This is a genomic window from Streptomyces luteolifulvus, assembly GCF_008806595.1.
Taxonomy (GTDB): domain Bacteria; phylum Actinomycetota; class Actinomycetes; order Streptomycetales; family Streptomycetaceae; genus Streptomyces; species Streptomyces luteolifulvus.
In genome coordinates this window covers 63,613-79,033 of sequence record NZ_VZRB01000020.1, presented here as the reverse complement: position 1 = coordinate 79,033, position 15,421 = coordinate 63,613, and the positions used below count along the sequence as shown (strand labels likewise).

At 71.3% G+C, this 15,421-nt stretch carries 14 protein-coding genes; 4 read left to right on the top strand and 10 right to left on the bottom strand.

Going from position 1 to position 15,421, the window contains the following annotated elements; all coding sequences use genetic code 11:
• Positions 1-150 precede the first annotated feature (150 nt).
• Complete coding sequence (locus F7R91_RS26155; RefSeq protein WP_150951761.1) at positions 151-1,980, bottom strand: S9 family peptidase; 1,830 nt, start codon at positions 1,978-1,980, stop codon at positions 151-153.
• 129 nt (positions 1,981-2,109) lie between these two features.
• Here F7R91_RS26155 and F7R91_RS26150 point away from each other — a divergent pair, with 129 nt between their 5' ends.
• Together F7R91_RS26150 and F7R91_RS26145 are read left to right on the top strand one after the other, a co-directional pair.
• The gene (locus tag F7R91_RS26150) at positions 2,110-2,484 is read left to right on the top strand and encodes a nuclear transport factor 2 family protein (protein ID WP_150951758.1); all 375 of its coding nucleotides are present in this window, start codon (positions 2,110-2,112) and stop codon (positions 2,482-2,484) included.
• Positions 2,485-2,528: 44 nt separating this feature from the next.
• The gene (locus F7R91_RS26145; RefSeq protein ID WP_191971645.1) at positions 2,529-3,323 is read left to right on the top strand and encodes an SURF1 family protein; all 795 of its coding nucleotides are present in this window, start codon (positions 2,529-2,531) and stop codon (positions 3,321-3,323) included.
• 50 nt (positions 3,324-3,373) lie between these two features.
• On the opposite strand, the gene F7R91_RS26140 is transcribed toward F7R91_RS26145, so the two are convergent.
• The 4 genes from F7R91_RS26140 to F7R91_RS26125 form a co-directional block, all read right to left on the bottom strand.
• Positions 3,374-4,492, bottom strand: a complete 1,119-nt coding sequence (locus tag F7R91_RS26140) for a hypothetical protein (protein WP_225320794.1) — start codon at positions 4,490-4,492, stop codon at positions 3,374-3,376.
• The gene (locus tag F7R91_RS26135) at positions 4,489-5,085 is read right to left on the bottom strand and encodes a SigE family RNA polymerase sigma factor (protein ID WP_150951755.1); all 597 of its coding nucleotides are present in this window, start codon (positions 5,083-5,085) and stop codon (positions 4,489-4,491) included. Before F7R91_RS26135 ends, F7R91_RS26140 begins: the two co-directional genes overlap by 4 nt.
• Before the next feature lie 524 nt (positions 5,086-5,609).
• Complete coding sequence (locus F7R91_RS26130; RefSeq protein ID WP_150951752.1) at positions 5,610-6,668, bottom strand: aspartate-semialdehyde dehydrogenase; 1,059 nt, start codon at positions 6,666-6,668, stop codon at positions 5,610-5,612.
• Positions 6,668-7,945, bottom strand: coding sequence for an aspartate kinase (locus F7R91_RS26125; protein ID WP_150951748.1), 1,278 nt, complete (start codon positions 7,943-7,945; stop codon positions 6,668-6,670). Before F7R91_RS26125 ends, F7R91_RS26130 begins: the two co-directional genes overlap by 1 nt.
• A 243-nt stretch (positions 7,946-8,188) precedes the next feature.
• Between F7R91_RS26125 and F7R91_RS26120 the strand changes: the two genes are divergently transcribed.
• Positions 8,189-8,926, top strand: a complete 738-nt coding sequence (locus F7R91_RS26120; RefSeq protein ID WP_150951746.1) for a sulfite exporter TauE/SafE family protein — start codon at positions 8,189-8,191, stop codon at positions 8,924-8,926.
• 60 nt (positions 8,927-8,986) lie between these two features.
• Here F7R91_RS26120 and F7R91_RS26115 read toward each other — a convergent pair whose 3' ends face one another.
• From F7R91_RS26115 to F7R91_RS26105, 3 genes are read right to left on the bottom strand one after another with little or no spacing between them, the layout of a single operon-like run.
• On the bottom strand, positions 8,987-9,646 hold the full coding sequence (locus tag F7R91_RS26115) for a DUF5063 domain-containing protein (RefSeq protein ID WP_150951743.1): 660 nt from the start codon (positions 9,644-9,646) through the stop codon (positions 8,987-8,989).
• On the bottom strand, positions 9,639-10,238 hold the full coding sequence (recR, locus tag F7R91_RS26110; RefSeq protein WP_150951740.1) for a recombination mediator RecR: 600 nt from the start codon (positions 10,236-10,238) through the stop codon (positions 9,639-9,641). Before recR ends, F7R91_RS26115 begins: the two co-directional genes overlap by 8 nt.
• Before the next feature lie 59 nt (positions 10,239-10,297).
• Entirely contained in the window at positions 10,298-10,636 is a 339-nt protein-coding gene (locus F7R91_RS26105; RefSeq protein WP_150951737.1) for a YbaB/EbfC family nucleoid-associated protein, read from the bottom strand.
• 307 nt (positions 10,637-10,943) lie between these two features.
• On the opposite strand from F7R91_RS26105, the gene F7R91_RS26100 reads away from it, so the two are divergent.
• Positions 10,944-11,693: an SLATT domain-containing protein gene (locus F7R91_RS26100; protein WP_150951734.1), complete on the top strand. Its 750-nt coding sequence runs from the start codon at positions 10,944-10,946 to the stop codon at positions 11,691-11,693.
• A 78-nt stretch (positions 11,694-11,771) separates the two neighbouring features.
• Here F7R91_RS26100 and F7R91_RS26095 read toward each other — a convergent pair whose 3' ends face one another.
• Both F7R91_RS26095 and F7R91_RS26090 read right to left on the bottom strand, forming a co-directional pair.
• A complete protein-coding gene (locus F7R91_RS26095; protein ID WP_150951944.1) occupies positions 11,772-13,304 on the bottom strand; it encodes a substrate-binding domain-containing protein in 1,533 nt (510 codons plus the stop codon).
• Positions 13,305-13,404: 100 nt separating this feature from the next.
• Positions 13,405-15,294 carry a serine/threonine-protein kinase gene (locus F7R91_RS26090; protein ID WP_150951731.1) on the bottom strand — a complete coding sequence of 630 codons (1,890 nt, stop codon included), beginning with the start codon at positions 15,292-15,294 and terminating at the stop codon, positions 13,405-13,407.
• Between the last annotated feature and the right edge of the window lie 127 nt (positions 15,295-15,421).

Sequence of the window (15,421 nt, the reverse complement as noted above, 5' to 3'; positions counted from 1 at the left end):
CCGCCCCCGGCGGCACAGCTGCCCGCGGCACACACAGCTGCCCGCGGCACGCACAACTGCCCCCGCCATACACGGCTTGCGCGACCCGCCGCCGACCGAGCGCCACCCCCACGCACCCATGCCACCCCCGCGGCACAGCTGCCCGCGCGGCTAGTGTCCCGGCAGGTGTCGTGATGCGAAGTCCAGTTCCAGTCTCACCTGCTTGATCCTCTCGTCCACCACCAGTGAGCCGTGGCCCGCGTCGTAGCGGTAGACCTCGTGGAGGGCGCCGCGGGCCTCCAGGCGTTTGACGTAGTTGTCGATCTGGCGGATCGGGCAGCGCGGGTCGTTGACGCCCGCCGAGATGTAGACGGGGGCCTTGACCTCGTCGACGTACGTCAGCGGGGACGACGCCTCGAAGCGGCCCGGGACCTCCTCCGGGGTGCCGCCGAGGAGCGTGCGGTCCATCGCCTTCAGCGCCTCCATCTCGTCGTGGTACGCCGTGACGTAGTCGGCGACCGGGACCGCCGCGATGCCCAGCGTCCACGCCTCCGGCTGGGTGCCGAGGCCGAGAAGGGTGAGATAGCCGCCCCAGGAGCCGCCGGTGAGGATGAGCCGGGACGGGTCGGCGAGCCCCGAACCGATCGCCCATTCCCGCACCGCCGCGATGTCCTCCAGCTCGATCAGGCCCACGCGGTGCTTCAGTGCGTCCGTCCAGGCGCGGCCGTAGCCCGTCGAGCCGCGGTAGTTGACGCGGACCACCGCGTAGCCGTGGTCGACCCAGGCCGCCGGGCCCGCCGCGAAGGAGTCGCTGTCGTGCCAGGTGGGACCGCCGTGGATGTCGAAGACGGTGGGGAGGGGGCCCGTCGCGCCCGCCGGCTTGTGGATCAGCGCGTGGATACGGCCGCCGGGGCCGTCCACCCACACGTCCTCCACAGGAACCGAGCCGGGTGACTTCAGCCCGGGCGGGTCGAGGACCACTCCGCCCTTCGTGGAGCGGACCGCCGACGGCTCGGCGGCCGAGGACCAGAGGTACTCCACGCTGCCGTCGGGGCGTGCCGTGGCCCCGGAGACCGAGCCGGCCGGGGTGGGGATCTTCTCCAGCGTGCGACCGGCGAGGTCGTAGCGGAACAGTTCGCTGCGGGCCTCGAAGCTGTGGGCGATCAGCAGACCGGTGCCGTCCGGGTACCACTCGGCGCCGACGTCACCGGGCAGGTCCAGGGCGAGGTCCGTCTCCTCGCCCGTGGCCACGTCCCACACCAGGGGCTCCCAGCGGCCCCGCCGCTGATGCCCGATCAGCAGCCGGGTGTCCCCGTCGACCGGTGCGAAGCCGAGGACCTCCAGGCCCAGCTCCTCGGTGCCGCCCTTGGTGTCGTCGAGCTCGGCGACCGTCGTGCCGTCGGGGCGCAGGACGCGCAGGGCCGAGTGCATCGCGTCGCCGTGCTCGGTGTGCTCGACCGCGATCAGCGAGCCGTCGTGGGAGAGGTCGCCGACGCCCGCCGACTCGCGGTGACGGTAGATCTCCGCGGGGTCCGCGCCGGCCAGGGCGAGGTGGATCGTCGTACCGTCCTCGTCCGTCGAGCGGCCCACGACCGCTGTACGGCCGTCCCGGCCCAGGGCCAGGCCCGCCGGGTACGAGGGTGCGAGGCCCGGGGTGGCGGACTCGTCGGGCCCGCCGCCGAAGGGCTGGCGGCGCCAGACGCCGAACTCGTCGCCGTCCTTGTCGTCGAACCACCAGATCCACGCGCCGTCCGGGGAGAGCACGCCGTCCGTCGTGCCGTTCGGCCGGTCGGTCACCTGGCGTTGGTCGCCCGTCGCACGGTCCCAGGCGTACAGCTCGTACGTCCCCGTCGCGTTCGACACGAACAGGGAGCGGTCCGGTGCGTCCTCCGCCCAGTCGGGCAGGGACACCCGGGGCGCCCGGAAGCGCTTCTCCCAGTCCGGCGTCGCATCGCTCTGTCCCTGCTGGTCGCGCTGATCCGACCCGTTGCTCTCAGTCATGGCCCCATAGTGCACGCCTGATCGGACATTGCGCGGACGAGGTCCCCAGCCTGTGGAAAACCTCCACCGGCGAGGTCGGCTCGTCAAGCTCACGGCCGATTGTCAGTGGCGGGGTGCAGACTCGTCCGCATGACCGATCTACGCACCACAGTCGAGCGGTTCTGGGCCAGTGCCGAGGCCCGGGACTGGGAATCGTTCGCCGACACCCTGGCCGACGACGTCGTCTACACGCTGCCGCAGACGCGCGAGCAGATCAGCGGCCGGAAGAGTTACGTCCGGTTCAACCGGGAGTATCCGAGCGACTGGCATCTGCGGATCGAGCGGATCGTCGCCGAACCGGACCGCGTCGTCACCTGGATCCGCTTCACGGTCGGGCAGGACGAGATGAACGGCATCTCGTTCTTCACGTCGGACGGATCCGGTCGGATAGCCACCGTCACCGACTTCTGGCCGGAGCCCTACGAGCCGCCCGCGGGCCGGGAGCACCTGGTCGAGAGGTACTGACCCCGCAGCCCGGACCGCCGCCCGTGCCCCGTACCGTGGAAGGCGTGTACCGGTTTCTGCTGACACCCCGCTGGTGGGGGATCAACGTCTTTGTGCTGCTCGCCATCCCCTTCTGCGTCTTCATGGGGTCATGGCAGCTGAGCCGCTTCGAGGCGCGGATGCAGGACCATCGCAGCGCCGACGCGCGGGCGGCGTCCGACCGGCAGGAGGCGGCCCGGCCGCTCGGGGACCTGCTGCCGGTGGACAAGGCGACGTCCGGCAAGCCGGTCACCGCGACCGGCCGGTACGCCCAGCAGCTGCTGGTGCCCGACCGCGACCTGGACGGCAGGAGCGGCTTCTACGTCCTGACGCTGCTGCGCACCGACGACGGCAGGGCGCTGCCGGTCGTGCGGGGCTGGCTGCCGGGCGAGGCCGATCCGGCGAAGGCGCCGGCCGCCCCGAGCGGCGAGGTCACCGTCACCGGTGCGCTCCAGGCGTCCGAGACGCCGGGCGACAACGGGGTCAGCGCGCAGGGCGGGCTGCCGTCCGGGCAGACCGGGGCGATCAGCGCGGCGTCACTGGTGAACCTCGTGCCGTACGACGTCTACGACGCCTGGGTCACCCTGGAGCGGGCCGACTCCGGGATGAAGGCCGTACCGGCGGCGGCGCCCGCGGGCACGGGGCTGGACCTGAAGGCGTTCCAGAACCTCGGGTACACCGGGGAGTGGTTCGTCTTCGCGGGGTTCGTGGTGTTCATGTGGTTCCGGCTGCTGCGACGCGAGATCGAGTTCGTACGGGACGCGGCGCTGGGCCTGGCACCGGATGAAGAGCCGGTGCCTGTGGACGTCGGGGGCAAGTGAAGCGGGGCCGAGGCTCGGGCGGGGGTATCGCCCGCCCCGCCGGACAGTCCCTAGGAACCCGTCAGCACACCCGTCCAGTACACCGTCCCCGCACACGCGTTGGACACCGTCGCCGAGACCACCGGCCCGCCGTCCTGCGCCGTGTTCGTGACCGTCACGCTGCCGTCGGCCGTGCCGTCCTCGGTGACCAGCTGGCTGGTGACACCGCTGTCGGTGCCGGTGGTGGTGCCGCCGCCGTTCGTGCCGGTGTCCGGGGTGGCCGTCGGGTCGGGACTGGCGCCCCCGGTTTCGCCGCCGGGGCCATTGCCGGTGGGGCACGTCTCGGAGGGGACCCAGGCGAACTTCACCTCGTAGGCGGAGCCGGACTGCAGGAGCAGGGAGGAGACCTCGACGGACGGGTCGGGCAGGGCCGCCGCAGCGTCGCCGGAGACATGGCGGACGGCGCTGATCTTGGTGGCGTCCGCCGCGCCCTGGGGCGTGGTGCTGAGGGTGCCCGGGCCGGTGACCGTGCATGCCCCCGTGGAGACGTTGACGATGCGGAAGGTGCCGTAGACCGCGCCCGCGGAGTCGGGGACCTCGGTGGTGCCGGTGGCGGAGCCGAGCTGGACCGAGGTGCACGCCGGGGCGTTCGCCGCGGTGGTGGCCGGGGTTTCGGAGCCGCTGCTCGTGCCGGTGCCGGTGGCGGCGCCCGGGTCCTTGTCCTCGTCCTTCTCGCCGTCCGTGCCCTGGTCCTGGTTCGTGCCGGAGGAACCGCCGACGGTGCTCTCGCCGCCGTCCGGCCCCTTGCCCTGCCCGGAGCCGCCCTGAGCCTGTGAGGCGTGGCCGGCCATGGAGGGGTCGGCGTCGGTGCCGGTGGAGGTGGACACGTGCACGAGCGCCGGGACGGCGGTGCCGAGGAACAGGGCGGCGGCCGCCATGCCGACCATGGCCTGCCGTTTGCGGGCGCGCCGTGCGGGGACCGCTCGCCGCAGGTGGTCCAGCGCGCCGTCGCGCGGCGCGACCTCCTGGACCGCCTGGTGCAGCATCCTGCGCAGGTTCAGCTCGTCCGAGCCGAGCCCTTCGGGGCTCTGTCCGTCGGGGCCGTGGTTCACAGTTCCGTTCCCAGCGTGCGTGTGCTTCGGCTGTTGCTCGTCCCGCGCCCGGCTCTGCCTGTCGTCGTGCTCGCTCATGCCGGCGCCTCCATCGCGACGCGCAGGGCGGCGATGCCGCGCGAGCCGTAGGCCTTGACCGAGCCGAGCGATATCCCGAGCGTCTCGGCGACCTGTGCCTCGGTCATGTCCGCGAAGTAGCGCAGGACCAGGACCTCGCGCTGGCGGCGCTGAAGGCCCTTCATCGCCTTGATCAGGGAGTCGCGCTCCAGCTGGTCGTACGCCCCCTCCTCGGCGCTCGCCATGTCGGGCATCGGCTTGGAGAGCAGCTTCAGGCCGAGGATGCGCCGGCGCAGGGCGGAGCGGGAGAGGTTGACGACCGTCTGACGCAGGTAGGCGAGTGTCTTCTCGGGGTCACGGACGCGCTTGCGTGCCGAGTGCACGCGGATGAACGCCTCCTGGACGACGTCCTCGCAGGAGGCGGTGTCGTCGAGAAGGAGGGCGGCGAGGCCCAGTAGCGAGCGGTAGTGCGCACGGTAGGTCTCGGTGAGGTGGTCGACGGTGGTACCGGCCGCCGCGATGTCCTCGGCGCCGTCGCGCTGATCGGGTATGCGGGTGGGCCGCGCTGCGGGCATGGGTGCGATCACCGGCATGCCGCCGGGCGCGCCGGGCATGCGGGGTCGAAGGGACGGGCGGGGCGGCCGTAGGGCCGTGCCGCGCGTCGCCACAGGGAAGTCGAGTACCTCTGCCACGCCAGTTGGACACGTTTCCCCCTGTCAGGGTTGTACGTGCCCGGCGTCACTTTTGTGTCGCACGCTTCCACGCTCCACGGCATCGCCGCCCGTCTTGTGGACGGCGCGGCCCGCCGTCTTGTTCCAGGCAGCACAACTGACCGTGCGTCAAACGCGCTCATGCCTACCCGCTCTTCCCCTATATCCAGAATGTCCAGAGCGTCCCCACGCCCCTTGAAGCATCCCCGCACCCCCGAAGGGCGTTCGCAAAGACGCTCCCCGCTCTCCGTGTGGTTGCGGAGAGCGGGGAGGAAAATTTTCGGACGCCCGGGCAGCCCGGATCAAGTGGTCCGGACCATTACTCCGGCCACACTTCTTTCATAGATCCTACAAATGGGCCCACCCACGGCCAGCACTTTTGCCCGCAGCAAGCCCTTACTCACCCAGCGTGACGCGAGCGGCGAACGTCACACGAACTCCGCCGCCACCAGCTCCGCGATCTGCGCGGTGTTGAGTGCGGCCCCCTTGCGCAGATTGTCTCCGCAAACGAAGAGCTCCAGCGCGGTGGGGTCGTCGAGGGCCCGCCGCACCCGGCCCACCCAGGTCGGATCGGTGCCGACCACATCGGCGGGCGTGGGGAACTCCCCCGCGGCCGGGTTGTCGAAGAGGACGACACCGGGGGCCGTGGCAAGGATCTCCCGCGCCTTGTCGACGGTGACCTCGCCCTCGAAGCGGGCGTGCACGGTCAGCGAGTGCGTGGTGATCACCGGCACCCGCACACAGGTCACGGCGACGGGCAGCCGGGGCAGCCCGAGGATCTTGCGGGACTCGGCCCGTACCTTCATCTCCTCGGAGGACCAGCCGTCCTCGCGCAGCGAACCGGCCCACGGTACGACGTTGAGGGCGACCGGTTCCGGGAACGGCCCGGTGTTGTCCCCCACGGCCCGCCGTACATCACCGGGGCAGGTGCCGAGCTCGGTGCCGGCGACCAGGGCGAGCTGCTGGCGCAGCGTCTCGACACCGGCCCGGCCCGCCCCGCTCACGGCCTGGTAGGAGGAGACGACCAGCTCGCGCAGCCCGAACTCGGCGTGCAGCGCGCCCAGGGCCACGATCATGGAGAGGGTCGTGCAGTTGGGGTTGGCGATGATTCCGCGCGGCCGGCGCCGTACGGCGTGCGGGTTGACCTCGGGGACGACCAGGGGCACCTCCGGGTCCATCCGGAAGGCGCCCGAGTTGTCCACCACGACCGCGCCCCTGGCGGCCGCGATCGGCGCCCACTGGGCGGCGACCTCGTCGGGGACGTCGAACATGGCGACGTCGACCCCGTCGAAGGCCTCCTCCGACAGGGCCGCCACCTCCACCTGCTCACCGCGCACGGTCAGCTTGCGGCCGGCCGAGCGCGGTGAGGCGAGCAGTCGGATCTCGCCCCAGATGTCCGCGTGCTGGGACAGGATCTGGAGCATGACCGTTCCGACGGCGCCGGTCGCCCCCACGACCGCGAGCGTCGGCCGCGCGGACCGCTTCATCAGCGGCCCGTGCCTCCGTAGACGACGGCCTCGGCGCTGTCGGAGTCGAGCCCGAAGGCGGTGTGCACGGCGCGGACGGCCTCGGGCACATCGTCGGCACGGGTGACCACCGAGATACGGATCTCGGAGGTCGAGATCAGCTCGATGTTCACGCCGGCGTCGGAGAGCGCCTCGAAGAAGGAGGCGGTCACACCCGGGTTGGTCTTCATGCCGGCGCCGACGAGCGAGATCTTGCCGATCTGGTCGTCGTAGCGCAGCGACTCGAACCCGATCGCGGTCTTGTTCTTCTCCAGCGCGTCGATCGCCTTGCGGCCCTCGGTCTTGGGCAGCGTGAACGAGATGTCCGTGAGACCCGTCGTCACCGCGGACACGTTCTGCACGACCATGTCGATGTTGATCTCGGCGTTCGCGATGGCACGGAAGATCGAGGCGGCCTCGCCCGGCTTGTCCGGCACACCGACGACCGTGATCTTGGCCTCGGAGGTGTCGTGCGCGACACCGGAGATGATGGCCTGCTCCACCTTCTTGTCCCCTTGCTCGATCGGCTCACTGCTGACCCACGTGCCCTGGAGTCCGCTGAAGGAGGAGCGGACGTGGATCGGGATGTTGTACCGGCGGGCGTACTCCACACAGCGGTGGAGCAGCACCTTGGACCCGGAGCTGGCCAGTTCGAGCATGTCCTCGAACGCGATCCAGTCGATCTTCCGGGCCTTCTTCACCACGCGCGGGTCGGCGGTGAACACACCGTCGACGTCGGTGTAGATCTCGCAGACCTCGGCGTCGAGCGCGGCGGCGAGGGCGACGGCCGTGGTGTCGGAACCACCGCGCCCGAGCGTGGTGATGTCCTTCTTGTCGGCGCTGACGCCCTGGAACCCGGCGACGATGGCGATGTTGCCCTCGTCCAGCGCCGTACGGATCCGGCCCGGCGTGACGTCGATGATCCGGGCTTTGTTGTGGACCGAGTCGGTGATGACGCCTGCCTGGCTGCCGGTGAAGGACTGGGCCTCGTGGCCCAGGTTTTTGATCGCCATGGCCAGCAGGGCCATGGAGATACGCTCTCCGGCGGTCAGCAGCATGTCGAATTCACGCCCGGCAGGCATCGGCGATACCTGCTCGGCGAGATCGATCAGCTCGTCCGTCGTGTCGCCCATCGCGGAAACGACGACGACCACCTGGTGGCCGTTCTTCTTCGCTTCCACGATCCGCTTGGCGACGCGCTTGATGCCCTCGGCATCGGCTACGGAGGAGCCTCCGTACTTCTGCACGACAAGGCCCACGTGCGCTCCTCGCTCAGTCCGTGTGTGTCGGCTCAGTTTAACGAGCGCCCGAATATCCCCTCCGGAGTACCGCATGGTGAGATGTCCGGCCGCCCGTTGCGCACATGCCCGGTGCGTGCCGACGCCACTCGGAAAGTGCCGCGGGTCACAGGTGAGAGCCGTAAATCAAGTTTCAAGCACCAAGGTGTCGGGCCGTGCCCGCACTGTCCCGTCTGCCGGGCCGATGGTGTAGGCAGGTGCACCATGACAGGGGGATGGACGGGCGATGTGCTGCTGGCGGCCGTCGTGCTGCTCGGTTCCACCGTCCAGTGGCTCACCGGCATGGGGTTCGCGCTGGTCGCCGTGCCCGCGCTGGTGCTGCTGCTCGGGCCGGCCGAGGGAGTCGTCCTCGCGAACTGCGCCGCCGGGGCGATCAGTGGGGTGGGCCTGGCGGGCGGCTGGCGCCGGGTGCGCCCGGGCGCGATGGTGCCGCTGTGCCTGGCGGCCGCGTGCACCGTGCCGGTGGGTACCTGGCTGACCCGTCAACTGCCGGAAGCCGGCCTGATGTTGGTCATGGGCGGGTTGGTGACGGGGGCGGTCCTGCTGGTGATGAGAGGCGCACGGGTACGGGCGCTGCGCGGCACACCGGGTGCGGTGGCCGCGGGTGCGGTGGGCGGATTCATGAACTCCGCGGCGGGGGTCGGCGGCCCGCCGGTGTCCCTCTACGCGGTCAACGCGGGCTGGAGCGTAAGGGAGTTCATCCCCAACGCCCAGTTCTACAGCGTGATCGTCAACACGTTCTCGGTGGCGTCCCACGGGGTGCCGGCGCTGAGCGCACCCCGCTGGATCTCCGTGGCCGTCGCCATGGCCGCGGGCGCGGCGATCGGCAGAGGGCTGGCGGGCCGCCTGCCGGAGAAGCGAGCCCGGCTGCTGGTGCTGATGCTGGCGCTGACGGGCGGGGTCACGGCGGTGGGGAAGGGGTTGTGGGGGCTCGGACCGTGAGGCGGGCGTTTCCGGAGCACCCCTGCAACTCCCCTGGCTGCAGGCCGTCCGCCGCTACCGCTACTGCGCCGTCCGCACGCCCAAGGGACCCGCGATTTCGCGCTGCATGACCTTTCCGGCCTCGAATTCCAGGGTGTCGTCGCCCACGCCCTGGTCCGTGTCCAGGCCGTCCAGTTCCTCCAGGGGCTGGTTCAGGCGGACGTGCGCCAGGACCGAGTGCAGGGCGCGCAGGGTCGCCGAGGCCGTGGTGCCCCAGTTGGAGAAGTAGGAGAACTGCCACCACCACAGGGCCTCGGAGGTGCGCCCGGCACGGTAGTGGGCCATGCCGTGGCGCAGGTCCGTGATGACGTCCGCGAGATCGTCGGAGATACGGGCCGGCACCGGTGCCTTGCGCGGCTCGTACGGGTCGAAGACCTCCGAGTAGACGTCGATCGGCTCCAGGAGACGGGCGAGGTTCTCACGGAGCTCGTCCACATCCGGTTCCGGGCCCGGGTCGGGCTCGTAGCGCTCGTCGGGGACGATGTCCTCGTGGGCGCCCAGGCGGCCGCCGGCCAGGAGCAGTTGGGAGACCTCCAGCAGGAGGAAGGGGACCGCCGAGTCCGGCTCGTCGCCCTTCGCTACCTCTGTGACGGCCACCAGGAAGCTCTCGACCTGGTCCGCGATCTGGACCACGAAGTCGTCGGGGTTCTGGCTGGTCGCGTGCAGCGTGGCGTCAGACATCTAGGAGTCGTCTCCCCTCGAAGGCGCGGCCGAGGGTCACCTCGTCCGCGTATTCCAGGTCGCCGCCCACCGGGAGGCCGCTGGCCAGGCGGGTGACCTTGAGGCCCATGGGCTTGATCATGCGGGCGAGGTACGTGGCCGTCGCCTCGCCTTCGAGATTCGGGTCCGTGGCCAGGATGAGCTCCGTGACCGTGCCGTCGGCCAGGCGAGCCAGCAGTTCCCTTATCCGCAGGTCGTCGGGGCCGACGCCCTCGATCGGGCTGATCGCTCCGCCGAGCACGTGGTAGCGGCCGCGGAACTCGCGGGTGCGCTCGATGGCGACCACGTCCTTCGGCTCCTCCACCACACAGATGACGGAGGGGTCGCGGCGGCTGTCACGGCAGATGTTGCACAGCTCCTCCTGCGCGACGTTGCCGCACGTCGCGCAGAAGCGGACCTTCGCCTTGACCTCCAGGAGGGCCTGTGCGAGCCGCCGTACGTCGGTCGGTTCCGCCTGCAGGATGTGGAAGGCGATCCGCTGCGCGCTCTTGGGACCGACGCCGGGCAGCCGCCCCAGCTCGTCGATGAGGTCCTGGACCACGCCTTCGTACAACGGACTGCCCGTCCTTCCTGGGTTCCTTCAGTACGTACCGTAGTTGGCCACCGGCCGTCTTAGAAAGGCAGGCCCGGGATGCCGCCGCCGAGGCCCTGTGCGAGGGGGCCCAGCTTCTGCTGCTGAAGGGTCTGCGCGTTCTCGTTGGCCGCCTGGACCGCCGCGACGATCAGGTCGGCGAGGGTCTCGGTGTCCTCCGGGTCCACCGCCTTCGGGTCGATCTTCAGGGCGCGGAGCTCGCCGGCACCGGTGACGGTGGCCTTCACCAGGCCGCCGCCCGCCTGCCCGTCGACCTCGGTCCGCGCCAGTTCCTCCTGGGCGTTCGCCAGGTCCTGCTGCATCTTCTGGGCCTGCTGGAGCAGCTGCTGCATGTTGGGCTGGCCACCACCGGGGATCACGATCAGCTCCTGGTCTCGTACGGCTGTTACGGCTGTCCGAGCGGGTTTTTTCCGCCTGGATCGAGCCTACGTGGTCCGGGCAGCCGTCGCCCCAGCACTCTTTCGAGTGAGTCGACGTCGATCCCTCTACCTGATCAAGGACCTCTTCCGGGCGGAAAAGAGACGGAAGGGACGCCTTCGCCACCCATGGGGCGCTAGGAAGGGTGCGGCGCATCAACATCAGGCGTCACGCAGCGTGATCGATCGCGTCGGTGCCGTGACCGGTGCCGGCCGGGATCAGTCGGTCGGGATCAGTAGGGAGTGCCGGGTGGGTCAGCCGGAGATGCAGCCCGAGGGTCCGCCTCAGGACGGGCGGGGCGAGGGCGCGGCCGGGCTGCGGCCGGGCGACCTGACCGGGCGGACGTTTCCGCTCGGCGACTGGGGGGAGCCGGCCGAGCGGCTGGACGAGCTGTACCGGTGGGTGGAGCGCGGGGCGCTGGAGACGGTGGCCTGGTATCTCTCGGAACGTGCGTGGAAGCGGCGGGCGGCCTGGGCGCTGCGGGTGGGAGCGGCGACCGGCGGGGTGGCCGGGGCCGCGCTGCCGCTGCTCGATCTGACCGGGGTGGCCGGCGGGGTCTCGCCCTGGGGGTATCTGGCGCTGCTGCTGGCGGTGGCGTGTGTGGCCGGGGACCGGTTCTTCGGGGTCACGTCCGGGTGGATGAGGGACGTGACCACGGCCCAGGCCGTACAGCGCAGGCTTCAGGTGCTCCAGTTCGACTGGGCGTCGGAGTGCGTACGGGAGGTGCTGGGGCCAGCGGAGGGGACGGCGAGTGAGGCGGCCGAACGGTGCCTCGGAGTGCTGCGGAGGTTCTCCGAGGATGTGACGGACCTGGTGCGGACGGAGACGGCGGACTGGATGACGGAGTTCCGCACCGGCATGGCACCGGTGGGCCTCCGGTCGACGACGGCTCCCGGCGGACGCACGGACCCGGGCGCGGCCCAGGGAAGATTCGCGATGCCTCCGGGCACCAACGCCCGCCCGAACATGCCACGGCAGCGGCCGCCCGAGCCCAGGTGACGCCGGACGAGCTGATGCTCCGCCAGTCCACCTCTGGTCCCCCCTCCAGTCGTCCTCCAGTCCCCCTCTAGTCCTCCTCTAGTCCTCCGCGCAGAGTCTCAGCCCCTCCGGCGTCCAGCACGGGATGTGGCCATGGGTGCGGATCACGTCCTGGCCGTTGCCGCGGGACAGGTAGGTCAGGAAGCTGGAGGCCAGGGAGTCGGCGGGGGGCCGGCCGTAGGTGTAGGCGTACTCGATCTCGCGGTACGGGTAGGCGTTCGCGCCGTGTTCGATGGCGTCGACGGAGGGGGCGTCGCCGTCGAGTTTCAGCGGGGTCAGGCCCTCGGCCCGGTTGGCCGCGTTGAGTTCGCTGTAGCCGACGGCGCCGGGAAGCCCCGCCACCGTCGTCAACACCTGTTCGGTCGAGTCGAGTTCACAGCGGATGACCGGTGCCGTCGCATCGTCCTTGTGCACGCAGTCGACGGAGGAGTTCGCGATCTCGCCGCGGCCCAGCACCCGGCGCTGGAACACCTGCCGGGTCCCCGAGTTGGCGTCGCGGCTCACCAGATGCACCGGCAGGTTCGGGCCGCCCAGCTGCCGCCAGTTCCTGATCTCGCCGCGGTACAGGCGTCGTACGTCCTGAGTCGACAGGTTCTTCAGACGCACATCGTCATTGACCACGAGCGCGAAGACCGACAGCGCCACCCGGTTCTCGCGCAGCTTCGGCAGGCCGCTGGGCTTCGGACCGTCGGAGAGGGCCACGACGGGCGGGCTGCCCTTCTTGTGCTGCGCGCCGGCCCCCGCCAGTTCCCGCACCCCCGCGGTCGACCCGTGCGGGTCCACGGTGACGGCTGCTCCCTCGCAGTCCCGCTCGTACTTCTTGGCCACCTCCTCCAGCACGGGCGCGAACGCGGTGGAGCCGGTGAGCGTCAGAGTGCCCTTCGCGCAGCCGATCGGGGGCCGGGTGTCGTCCCGGGTCACCACGATCGTGGCGAGGGTGAGCACGCTGACCGTGAGCATGATGGTGATCAGTCGGGCGGCCCGGCTGAACAGGGGTGGTTTCTCGTCCGGGGTCGCGCTGCGGTTCGGGTGGACCTCGCCCTCACGGATACCGCCGATCAGCCGTATCTCGCTGCCCACGTCACCGCCGGACAGCAGCACCAGCAGCTTGAAGTGGTCGCCGCGGTTGAGCGGGACGCGCGGGATGCGCAGGGTGTTGCCGTCGTAGCCGAAGCCCCGGGTCGGGGTGAAGTGGTCCATGAGGTGGCCGGTGTCGGACGGCTGGGTGACCGAGACGCCGCGGATGGTGCGGTCGCTGAACACCGCGGTCAGGCCGTGGACTTCGGGGCTGGTGTAGTCGTCGCGGTCGATGCCCTGCGAGCCGTCGTTCTCGACGCGGAGCAGGACGAGCGTGGCGTCCGACATGCCCGGCGCCTCGTCGAACAGGCCGGCGCGGACATTGGCCCGCCCGAGCCGTACGTCGTCGCCGATCGGGTTGTCCATCTGGACGCGGTAGCCGATCCGCTTGCGGCGCGGCACCCGCCGCTCGTACCAGACCATGACGCCGGACGCGGCGATACCGAGCACCGCGGTGCCCACGGCCACGACGTTCTCTGCGCTCAGCCACTCCACCGTGGTGCCCCCGCCACTGCCCGAGCCGGAATCGTAGGGGGTCACCGTACGGCCGTACGAAGGGACGTGTGGGACCGGTGAGCCGAAGTTCGCCTTACGTTCACTGGCGCGTGTAGGTCAGCTTCTCCCCGGTCTCCGTGTTGACGCGCTCCAGTCTGCCGTCCGACCGCAGGGTGATCTCGGTGGCCGCACCCGGCGCGCACGAGGAACGCGGTTCGCCGGTCGTCACGGTGGACGGGCCGATCTCCAACGGGCCGTCCTCGGTGGGCTCTTCGGCCAGCTCGGCCTTGAACACACAGTGGTAGGTGCCCGAGCCCGCGGGCCCGTCGGCGACGAGGGAGAGCACCGTGTCGCCCACCTCCCCCTGCTTGATGGTCAGTTCACGGGTGTTGTGCCCGGAGTCGTTGTCGATGGACGTCGTCCAGGTGCCCACGTATGCGGCCGGGATCGTGCCGTCCGGCGGGGCCGGGGCGGAGGTCTCCGCGTCCGTCGGGGACGGCTCGGGGGTGCTTTGGCCGGGGCTCTCGGGCGCGCCGGCGGTCGGGGACGGGGAGGGGGCGGTACCGCCCTTGGCGCCGTCGTCGCCCTGCATCAGGGCGTAGACCGAGCCGCCGGCGCCCAGCGCGACGACCAGCGCGACCACGACGAGCGCCGCGGTGGAGCGTGCGCTCCTTCGCGCCGGCTGTTCCGGGACGTCCGGCGGGACGAAGGACGGGCCGCCCGCCCCGACGGGCGGCGGGCCGTACGGCGGCGTCGAGCCGAGTCCGCCGTACGACGCGTAGGGGCCCGGTGTGCCGGGCTGCTGCGGATAGCCGTAGGCGGAGGGCTGCGGGTGCTGTTGCGGATAGCCGTAGGCGGGGTGCGGCGGGACCCCGCCGGGGGGCGCTACCCGCCCGGCGGCCCGGGTGGGGAGGTGCTCGGGCGATGTGCCCGGCGCGGGCGGGCCGGCCGCGACCCGTGGGCCCTGCATCGTGGGCGCGTCGCCGGACGAGTGGTCGGCGACGGGAGCGTGCTCGGGCGAGACTTCGGGAGCCGGCGCACCGGCGTGGCCGTACCCGCCCGCCGGGCCCTCCGGGTCCTCCGTCTCCAGCAACCGCACCGCGTGCCGTCCGAGCTGGGCCACGAGCGCGCTCGGCAGCCACGGGTCCCGGGAGCGGCCGTCGGAGACGGTGTCCTCCGCGCCCGTGCGCTCCAGGATCCCGTCGAGCGTCGGCCGGGCGGCCGGGTCCTTGCGCAGACAGTCGTGGACGAGGTCGGCGATGCCCTCGGGCAGGCCCCTGAGGTCGGGCTCCTCCTGGGCGATACGGAACATCAGGGCGTGCACGCCGCTGTTGGCGGCGCCGAACGGGAGGCGGCCGGTGGCGGCGTACGCGAGGACGGAGCCGAGGCAGAAGACGTCGCACGCGGGCGTGATCCGGTCGCCCCGCACCTGCTCGGGTGCCATGAAGCCCGGTGAGCCGACGAGCGCGCCGGTCCGGGTGAGCCCGCCGTCGGTCACGCTCTCCAGGGCCCGCGCTATGCCGAAGTCGATGACGCGGGGGCCCTCGATGGTGATCATGACATTGGACGGCTTGAGGTCGCGGTGGACGATCCCGGCCGCGTGGATGTTGGTGAGCGCATGGGCGAGCCCGGCGGCCAGTATCCGCACCGACCGCTCGGGCAGCGGGCCGTGGTCCTGGCTCACCACCTGCTGGAGGCTCGGCCCGGCGACATAGCCGGTGGCGACCCAGGGCACGGCGGCCTCGGTGTCGGCGTCCAGGACCGGCGCGGTCCAGAATCCCCCGACCCGCTGGGCATTGCGGACCTCCTGCCGGAACCGCGCACGGAACTCCTCCCGCGCGGCCAGCTCCCGCCGGACCATCTTCACGGCGACCGTCCGCCCCCGGTCGGAGCGCGCGAGATAGACCTGCCCCATCCCGCCCGCGCCCAGCCGCGCGAAGAGCCGGTATGCACCGATGCGCTGCGGATCCCCCGGCCCCAGTTTCTCCATGGCCGCCCCGCCTTTCCCCCCATAATGTGATCGAGCCGAGAATAAACCGGCCCTTCGGGGAGTCGAGCGGCGAGCTGTCTACGGTTCCGTAACGGGCGGTCGGTCCTGTATGACACCTTCCCGCCGC